Source organism: Flavobacterium sp., from assembly GCF_035456225.1.
Lineage (GTDB): Bacteria > Bacteroidota > Bacteroidia > Flavobacteriales > Flavobacteriaceae > Flavobacterium.
This window is the reverse complement of sequence record NZ_DATIDM010000007.1, coordinates 1-9457: the sequence shown is the minus strand read 5'-3', so window position 1 is coordinate 9457 and position 9457 is coordinate 1. Positions and strand designations below refer to the sequence as shown.

Sequence of the window (9457 nt, the reverse complement as noted above, 5' to 3'; positions counted from 1 at the left end):
GCTTTTATGTAAATCAAAACATGATTGAAAAAATCCGGCTGTTAATATAAAAATCAATATTGTTTTTTTATTCATCGCGTTTTCATTTCGTCGAGTTCAATGTCGCACAACGGTCGCCGGCTTTATGAAGTGGCGGCGTTTTATTACTGATGTTTACAAATATACCGAAAAGACTGAAAGAAAAAAGCCTCTTTCGGAGAAAGAAAAATATTCACTGACCATTACAAATACACACCGAAGCCAGCCATTTCATAAAACCGCTGTTACCAGCAGTTTTTTTATTTTACCATCTATCGTTTTCAAATTTGTAAGTAGCTCCTGGGGTAGATAAACACATAAAAGCTTCACCGTAACGTATATACGCTTTATCGTATTTTTTGTTAAATATGGGCTTTAAGAAATATTGAATACCATTTGGACATTTTTTTAAAATATTATTGTCTTTTGATATTTCTTTTATAGTATTTCGTTTGAATACAACTACACTATTTTGTTCTAGAAAGCTAGAATCTAAATCGAAATTTTTAGAAATATTTTCTAGGCTATCTAACTCTTTTTGATTTTTTAAACCGAGATCAATAATTATTTTTTCTCCAATATTACTTAAAGGATTTTCTGCTGCATTTATTTTTGATATCGATTCTTTAGGAATTTCCAAAATGCACCCACAAGATTCATCTAATATTATTTGTTGAATCAATTCATTCGCTTTTTGATTATAATCTAATTTAGTTTCTGCTATTTCCTTTTTGCAACTTAAAAGAAGCAATGAAAAACATAAAACCGAGAATATTGATTTTTCTTTAATCATAAAGTTGGTGTAAAATTGCTGGTAATGTCCCGCCGGCTTTATGAAGTGGCGGAACTTTTATTACTGATGTTCACAAATATACCGAAAAGTGGAAAGAAAAAACTTCTTTTTTAAAGAAGAAAATAAGCACTGACCAATCCAAAAAATCCCAAGCCCCGCTATAGCATAAAACCGCTGTTATCTCTACTTTTTAACAGCAAGTTCTAAAATGCGCCAAAAGTACCGTATTTATTGACTTTTTAAAAAATGAAAGAACAAATTAGTGCAACAAAAAGCATCAAAATACTTGTTTTGTTGTACCTAATGTTGTACTTTAGTATCACGTTGCACCCGTTTGAATAGTCAGTATTTACAATGCTTTCACTCGTTTGCATTCCTTTACAAATATAGTACAACATTTCAATTTTTTGTATTTTATGGCATCTATCAAATTAGTATTACGCACCAATCAGAAAGACCAAACCGGCCACAGTCCTTTGTATATCCGACTTATAAAAGACAGAAAAGCGAAATTTATCACTACGGGAGTGAAGTTAAAAGAGAGCGAGTGGGATGAAGTAAAGCAGCGAGTAAAAAAGAATCATTCCCACAGCGCAAGGATGAACGCTAACCTTACACAAAAGATAGCCGATGCCGAAGCACAGGTAGCCGATATGGAACGCAAAGTAAAAACCGTTTCAAGCAAAAAGCTTAAAGAAGCTATTAAGGGAAAAGAAGTACCTAACTTTTTTGAGTATGCTTACAAGCATTGTGAGAAAATCAGAGGCAACGTATCGGTGGGAACCTATCGAAACTATTTAGTGTACCTGGAGAAGTTCGAAAAATGGGTAGGAAGTAAGGATGTATTTTTTGATGATATCACAGTTTCTTTGCTTTTAAATTACATCGGTTACATGAGTAATACTTTAAAGAACGGACAAACCACACAACGTTATTCTGTAATGATTTTGGCGATTATGTTTAAGGAAGCAATTAAAGAAGATTTAATCCCGGAATACATGTATCCGTTCAGTAAATTGACTTTGAAGAAAGACACCGCCAAGCGAATGTTTTTAAAGAAAGACCAAATCGAAAAACTAATCAATTCCGAAGTCAAAAAAGACTCTGCTGCCGAATTAGCAAAGGATATGTTTCTATTTTCCATTTACGCCGGAGGTTTGCGTTTTGGCGATGTAGTCGAACTGCAATGGCATCATTTCAACGAGGAAGAAAGTCGTATTAAAAAACTAATCCGCAAAACCGATAGAGTACACCAGTTTAAAATTGGAAAGGTAGCACTGGATATTATTCAGAAGTATAAAACCAAAAATGCACAACCTAACGATTTCATTTTCCCAATAACAAAGAACGAAGCTTTATACTTCAAAAACGAAGAGTACTGCCACGAACTGATTGAAAAAGCAAACAAAGCCTGTAATTTCCAATTAAACCGCATCGGCAAGAAAATGGAATTACCTTTTGCCTTGACATTCCATTTAAGCCGCCACACCTTTGCAACCAATGCGTTAAACAACGGAATGCGTATCGAACACGTTTCTAAGCTAATGGATCATCAAGATATCAGCACTACACAGATATACGCCAAAATCATCAGCGAAGAATTAGACAAAGCGGTTGATGAATTTATCTACTAAAATCTTAAAAAGTTGCAGTACTAAAAATCCTACTGGCACGTTAATTGCAATGATGAAAATGAGTAGTTAAAATCTTACTGAAAAATTAATAAAACATTATGAAATCCTTCGCAGAAGGATTTTTTTTAATTTTTATTTTCGCCGACAACTTGTAAGTAAAGTACTGAAAGAGGAAAGCGAAATTAAGTCGATTGCTACTTGAAAACAGGTAATAAAATGTAAGCCACAATCATCAATCAAAAAACGTATCAGAATTTTATGGAATACAACTATCAAACCGCTTCCTTTTCAGAAATGATTTCGGAAACATCCATTACGACCATTGCCCCAAATTTTGATATTATTATTGACCAAAACAAAACTTTACAAACCTATTGCGATGCTTTAATGCGGAAAGTATTTGAGCTTCCGCACACCGATTATCCGGCTTTTATCAGCTATCAAGCCAATTTAGTCAAAGAACCTACGCTTTGGCTGAATCACTTTGAAGAACTGATTTCAAATAATGAAGACCAATTTACCGGAAAGAAAAGTCTATGTCGTTATCATAAATTATTAAATCAAATTGAATTTAGACGTAAAGAATTGCAATCTACGAGCGTAAAAGAATCCAAAGGGAATATTCCGAAAAAGTACATCAATGCTGAAAACGAAGACCGTCATTTCTCTTTTTACGAACTCAAAAAGCAACTTAATGATACACCTTGTGAGAAGGAAAGAATCATACTATTAACCAAAGAACAATACGAATACCAACAAACCAATATCGATTTCATAAATCAAAAACTTCCCTTGTACGACCAGCAATGTGTCAAAGAAATAGAACAGATTTATGCTATCCGAAAATTGAAAGCTGAATTAGGTACGGCAATTCTGGAAACTAACCCCAATCAGTTACCGTATAACAAACTCAAAGTCAACTGTAATGTAAATCAGTTTGTGGACATATTTTACCAATTACACAGAGAATTATTTGCTAATGGCAATCCAATAATAGACGGAAACGTCAATGATATGGTTTCAATGATAGTAAATTCTTTTACCGACAAAGAAGGAAACGAAATAAGTCCCCAAACTGTTGAAACCATACTCAAACCATCAAGAACAGACAAACGACCGAAACCTCACAAACGAATAGACATCGACAAAATGCTATAAAACAAAAGAGTCCTACAAGACCATTTCAGGACTTTAGGACTTTTTTCTACTTCACACATTTGCACCATAAACCTTTAAAAAATAAACAAATGGATGCAATTATCTTAACAAAAGACCAGTACAACGAAATCCTAGCACGTTTAGATGCTATTTCGCGCCAAATCAACACCAAGGCAGACCCGAAGAAAGAAACCTTCCTGGACAATCAGGAGTTTCTTTTATTGCTTAAAATTTCCAAACGCACCGCACAAACCTGGAGAGACGAAGGACGTATTTCCTTCAGTCAAGTCGGAAACAAAATCTACTACAAACTATCCGACGTAGAGAAGTTAATGGTTGAACACTATAATAAAGCCTTCAAAAAGTAAGGATATGAAACAGTGTAACGGAACCTGTGAAACTTGTGATTGCAAGTTAAAAGAAATCATAAACTCTAATTCAAAAAGATGATAACTATATTCAAAAACTTTAACGAGGTAGTGGAACACAAATCCATTCCCGACATCCTTCAGGAAATAAAAACCGGAAAGTACAAACCCGGCATCGTGTACCTGCGAAAATCCCTTACCGAAAACAAAATGGAAGCCTACGAGAAAGCCAAGAAATCCCTTCCGGCTTTTACACCTTCCGGAAAGTTTGAAGGCGGGCGTAAAATGGAATTTCTAAAAGAATACTCCAATATCATCATTCTGGACATCGACAAATTGACTCCAGAAACATTAAGCAAAGCCAAACATACCGCCAACCAAAGCGAATACACTTTGGCAAGCTTCATTAGTCCGTCCGGAAACGGTCTAAAAATTTTAGTCAAAACCGACAATGACAAAGCCAACCACAAAGAAACCTTTCTGTTGGTACAATTTCATTATGAAAACCTATTGAGTTTAGAAATAGATAAATCCGGCAAAGACATCACCCGATTATGCTTCTATTCCTGTGATGAAAACCTATATCATAATCCCGATGCGATTGTCTTTGCGAGCGAAGCGAAGCAATCTGATTATGCTGAGTCTGTCGAAGCATCTCCACTGCAAACCGTGACTGCGACTGCGACTAACTACGAAGCCATCTACAATCATTGCATAAAATTCACCGAAAAAAAAGTGCAATTCGTGAATGGTAGTCGAAACGTATTCGTACACCAACTCGCATGCAACCTAAACCGAAAAGGCGTGCCTTTACAGGAAGCGTTAAGTTTTATCCAAACCGATTTCGGCTACGACGAAAAAGAAGTAGCCCAAACCGTAAACAGTGCCTACGGCAATTTGCATGAATTTGGGAAATCTGAAAAAAGTAAAGCAAAAGAAGAAGCTTTGTCATCTCGAGCGGAGTCGAGAGGTGATTCATTCGAGGAAGATGACGATGACAAACCAAGACCAACCCAAATCGACAAACTGGAAACCTTTCTATCCTGTAAATACGTCTTCCGGCACAACATCGTTTCCGGAAAATTAGAGTTCCAATATTTCGGGAAAAAGAAATGGAATGTTATGAACGACTTCATTGAAAACTCAATGCTTCGTGAATGCTTAAAAGGAAGAATCAAAACAAACCTATCTTCGCTACGAAACTTGTTGTATTCCGATTTCTGTCCGTTATACAATCCCTTCGAGGATTACTTCAACAATTTGCCAGAATACGATGAAACAGAGGACTATATCAGCCAATTAGCCGAAACAATAAGTACAACAAAACAGGAACTATGGCAGCAATGCTTTAAAAAATGGTTAGTAGCTATGGTAGGCTGTGTGTTGGATGAAAAGGTAATCAATCACACGGTAATCGTATTCAGCGGGAAACAAGGGCTTGGAAAAACCACTTGGGTAGAAAAACTAATACCAAAACCATTGAAAGAACATCTGTTTTCCGGAACCATAAACCCGAACAACAAAGATACGTTGGTACAACTATCCGAATGTATGCTAATCAATCTGGACGAATTGGAAAACCTAAACCGTTCCGAAATCGGTTCGCTAAAAGAAATCATCACAAAAACCCAAATCCGAATGAGAAGAGCCTACGGACACAACAACGAAACCATGCCAAGAAGGGCATCTTTCGCTGGTAGTGTAAATACTGCTCAGTTCCTAAACGACAGTACAGGAAGCAGACGTTTCCTTTGTTTTGAAGTCGAACACATCCAATACCAACACGAAGTAGATATTAATTTAGTCTATGCTCAGGCTTTGAAATTATTCAAAGAAGGATTCCGTTTTTGGTTCGATCAGGAAGAAATCAAATCCATTACCGCAAATAACGAACAATACCAACTCCGAAGCCCGGAAGAAGAATTGCTTTTAACGTGGTTCGAACCATGCGAAAAAGAAGCTGCCAACAATTACTTAAACGCTTCCCAAATTGCTGCAAAACTAGCCGATAGGGCAAAGCTAAATATCAATGACGGAACAATAAACAAATTGGGGAAAGCATTAAAAAAACACAACTTCCTTCGCTTGAAAAAGAACGGCATATTTGTCTACGCTTTAAGAGAAAACTCATACGAAGAAGTGGACATTAGAAATAAAATGGCAGAGGAATAACCGATAATAAAATAATCTGTACTAATCATAATAATCTATGGCTATAGAATTTTTCAGCCATATTTTTTTAATTTTTAAGCAGTACTATTCAAAATAAAATCAGTGTTAATCGGTATAATCCGTAAAATCAGCGTTTCATTTTTGAACGCTGATTTCCGTAATTAGTAATTCATACCCGAGACTTTTAAAGTCGAACTGGCGAAGCAATTTGTAATTACTATTTTGCTTCAAATTACATTATTTTCACAGGGTAAGGAGGGTAAGCAAAAAACGTTGAAACTTTTTCGTTTTTTTTCTGAAACTAAAAATCAGGAAACATAAGACTATTGCAATGCAAATCAGAACACTGCTTGTTTCAGTTTGCATTGTTTTTAGCGGTTAAATCCGTTTTCGTTATTCTGTATTTATTTCAGAATCTTTTCTTTAAAATTTGCTTACCCTCCTTACCCTAAATGCTTAAATTCCCTGTTGTTTTGATGGGCAACATACAAAACATGAATTTAAAATCACATAAACTTTTGAGATTTATGGTAGTGATTCAAAAAGTAGTTATGATTAGTTTACTTTGAATAATAGAAGTACAAAGTTATCTTCAAACCAGACGTTGTTCTCGATTTAAATTTTGTATCGAGCGGTCTTCATTCTAAGATCTCGCTAAATATTTAGCCTATTACATTTTAAAAATTGGCAAAAAATATAGTTGATACCAAAGCTATTAAACCGACTCTGGGTAATAAATAAAAACTCACAAATTACATTTTATATGTTATATAAAATGTAGGTTTTGCGTTATAATAATTGATATTATAAAAATATATTTACAAAATATAGCTATATAATCAAAATTATTAACAACAAATCTATTATTTATGAAAAAAACTATTATTGCTGATTATTATCTGTTGCACCTCGTTACTGCGGGGACAAGAGAAAATTCCAAGGGATATTGAAAAAATTGAAAAGGAAATTGAGTCTTATATTTTTAAGGAGATTAAAACGTATCAACTAAAACCCGAAACGGTTAAAGGCATACGTGAAGCAATGTTATCGGAGAGTAAAGAACACTCGTCTACATATAATGAAGAAAATTTTAAACAATCGGTTAACAGCGCTAAGTATTATGAGTTAAGAGAGGAATTTTTTAAAAAGCACCCTCAAAAAAAACTACCATATCAAACATCGGTTGCAAAAAGACAGCTAATTTGTAATAATGGTGACTTTGAAACAGCGGATCCTAATATCGATTTCGATTTCAGGCATTTTAAATCGGTTTCTCTTTTCCCAGGTGGTTATAATCCTACCACAATGGTTACAACAGGCTTTGGTGGTATAGGTGCATCAAACACGCAAAATTTTAATTCTTTTGCCACAATTGTCACTAATTCAGGGTCAAACCTTGATCCTGCCGTAAACACACCACGAGTACAATTTGGTAACCGAGCAATTAAACTGAATGGATCAAGTAATACTGGTCCCTCTAATACTGGTCCCCCACCGGGATTTATGTTTTCAGGGCTTGATATAACAACAATGACAACTAGTTTTACTGTTGATGAAAATTTTTTAAATTACAATTATTCATTAATATTACAAAATCCTTCCCAACATACACCTAATGAACAACCTTTTTTTGCTGTAAGAATATATGACTTAAATTATAATATTATTCGACAAAACATAGTTGTTTCAAATCCAAATGATTGTGTGTTTGCTTCTACGCAAGTAGTTACTGATGAGGTGTCAGATCTAACATTGTTTACAGGATGGAGATGCGACAGAATTGATACACATGATTTAATAGGTCAGGAGGTAATTCTTGAATTTATAATTGCCGACTGTTCAAGAACAGGACATTTTGGGACTGTATATATTGATAATATTTGCGGAACAAACTGCGCAAACCCTATATCAGGAAGTATTAATTTAAACTCAATTCCAACAATTGTTTGTCCCACAACAACACAAACCATTTGCGGAACATATGAGTTACCATTAAATGGTCAATATGGTGATATATCCTTAAATATTATCCAAAATGGTGTAGTTATTGCGTCAATTCCTTCGCCAACATCATTAAATCAAACCAATCAAACGTTTTGTTTTACGGTACCAGTCTCTCTTTTTGGGGCTAATCCAAACGGGAATTATGAATTTCAAGTGCAGGGTAATTTCACTAGAATCTGCCCCAATACGGTCTTCAATTTAAATCCTATTTTCGACAATTCGGCAAACGATACAGGCCCAGATGTCTCTTTCAACAATTGTATAAACGCAGTTGATGATATGGTCCGCTTCTCTACTTGTACAATGAGTAAGATCCCGATTTTAGGTAATGATAGTGTTTTTGGCAATCCGGCATCAACAGGAAATGTGATAATTACACAAACTTCTCCTGTTATACCACAGTTAACATTAAATACATCATTAGGATTTGTATCGGTTACGCCGGGAACTGCACCTGGGGTTTATACTTTAACTTACAGTATTTGTAATCTGAATAATCCTTTACACTGCGATGTTGCAACAGTCCGGGTTACTTTAACACCCCCGGTATTAAATGCAGCTAACGATGATTTCTCTGCAAGTCCTATAAACGGTTGCGAAGGCGGTACTACAACAACTGTCTTTACTAACGATTCCTTCTGCGGATCCGTTTTAAACCCGAGTTTGTTTACCGTAACCCTTATTGATAACGGAGGACTTACCGGTGCTACCATAAGCAATTCTGGAAACATTACAGTTCCAGCTTCCGTTGCTCCGGGCAATTATATGCTAACGTATCAATTGTGCCAAATTGGGAATCTTTCCAACTGTGGTACGGCTACAGTACTCATTAAAGTAAATCCGGGAGCAACACCAATCTTTACTTTCCCAACCGCAATTTGCGGAGGAACTGTGCCACCGGTACTGCCAACCATTTCTGTTAATGGGATACAAGGCACTTGGAATCCTGCTGTAATTAATAATACGGCACCAGGTAATTATACTTTTACACCGATTGGACAATGTGCGGTTCCAGTTACGGTTCCGGTTACATTAATTCCGGGCTGTGGTATTTTCATTTCGTGGGGGTCAGATGTAAGTTGCCAGCTTACGGAAGAGGACCCACGTATAAAATTCGATGAGAATATTGCAGATGGGCCATGCATTAGAGTCTGTGAAAACAGTACCATAACTTATAGCCTTACAGGAGATACAGGAACTATTGATCACACTGTGTGGAATATTACTGGTGGTAACATAGTTAGTTGGAATAATACAAGTGTTACAATTACTTGGACATCAGCAGCGTTTTGCGCTTTACAGGGAACAAT

General features: G+C 35.6%; 5 protein-coding genes and 1 pseudogene. 5 read left to right on the top strand and 1 reads right to left on the bottom strand.

The genetic code is table 11. The features are described from left to right. Positions 1 to 283: 283 nt before the first annotated feature. A complete protein-coding gene (locus tag VLB74_RS00335; protein ID WP_325201482.1) occupies positions 284 to 811 on the bottom strand; it encodes a hypothetical protein in 528 nt (175 codons plus the stop codon). Positions 812 to 1227: 416 nt separating this feature from the next. Here VLB74_RS00335 and VLB74_RS00330 point away from each other — a divergent pair, with 416 nt between their 5' ends. The 5 genes and pseudogenes from VLB74_RS00330 to VLB74_RS00310 all read left to right on the top strand — a co-directional run. Continuing rightward, positions 1228 to 2445, top strand: a complete 1218-nt coding sequence (locus tag VLB74_RS00330; RefSeq protein ID WP_325201481.1) for a site-specific integrase — start codon at positions 1228 to 1230, stop codon at positions 2443 to 2445. A gap of 258 nt (positions 2446 to 2703) precedes the next feature. Continuing rightward, a complete protein-coding gene (locus tag VLB74_RS00325) occupies positions 2704 to 3603 on the top strand; it encodes a hypothetical protein (RefSeq protein ID WP_325201480.1) in 900 nt (299 codons plus the stop codon). Positions 3604 to 3692: 89 nt separating this feature from the next. Further along, positions 3693 to 3971: a helix-turn-helix domain-containing protein gene (locus VLB74_RS00320; protein ID WP_325201479.1), complete on the top strand. Its 279-nt coding sequence runs from the start codon at positions 3693 to 3695 to the stop codon at positions 3969 to 3971. A gap of 78 nt (positions 3972 to 4049) precedes the next feature. Further along, entirely contained in the window at positions 4050 to 6143 is a 2094-nt protein-coding gene (locus VLB74_RS00315; RefSeq protein ID WP_325201478.1) for a VapE domain-containing protein, read from the top strand. An 885-nt stretch (positions 6144 to 7028) separates the two neighbouring features. After that, positions 7029 to 9457 (top strand): annotated as a pseudogene (locus tag VLB74_RS00310) (hypothetical protein); the annotation flags it as partial.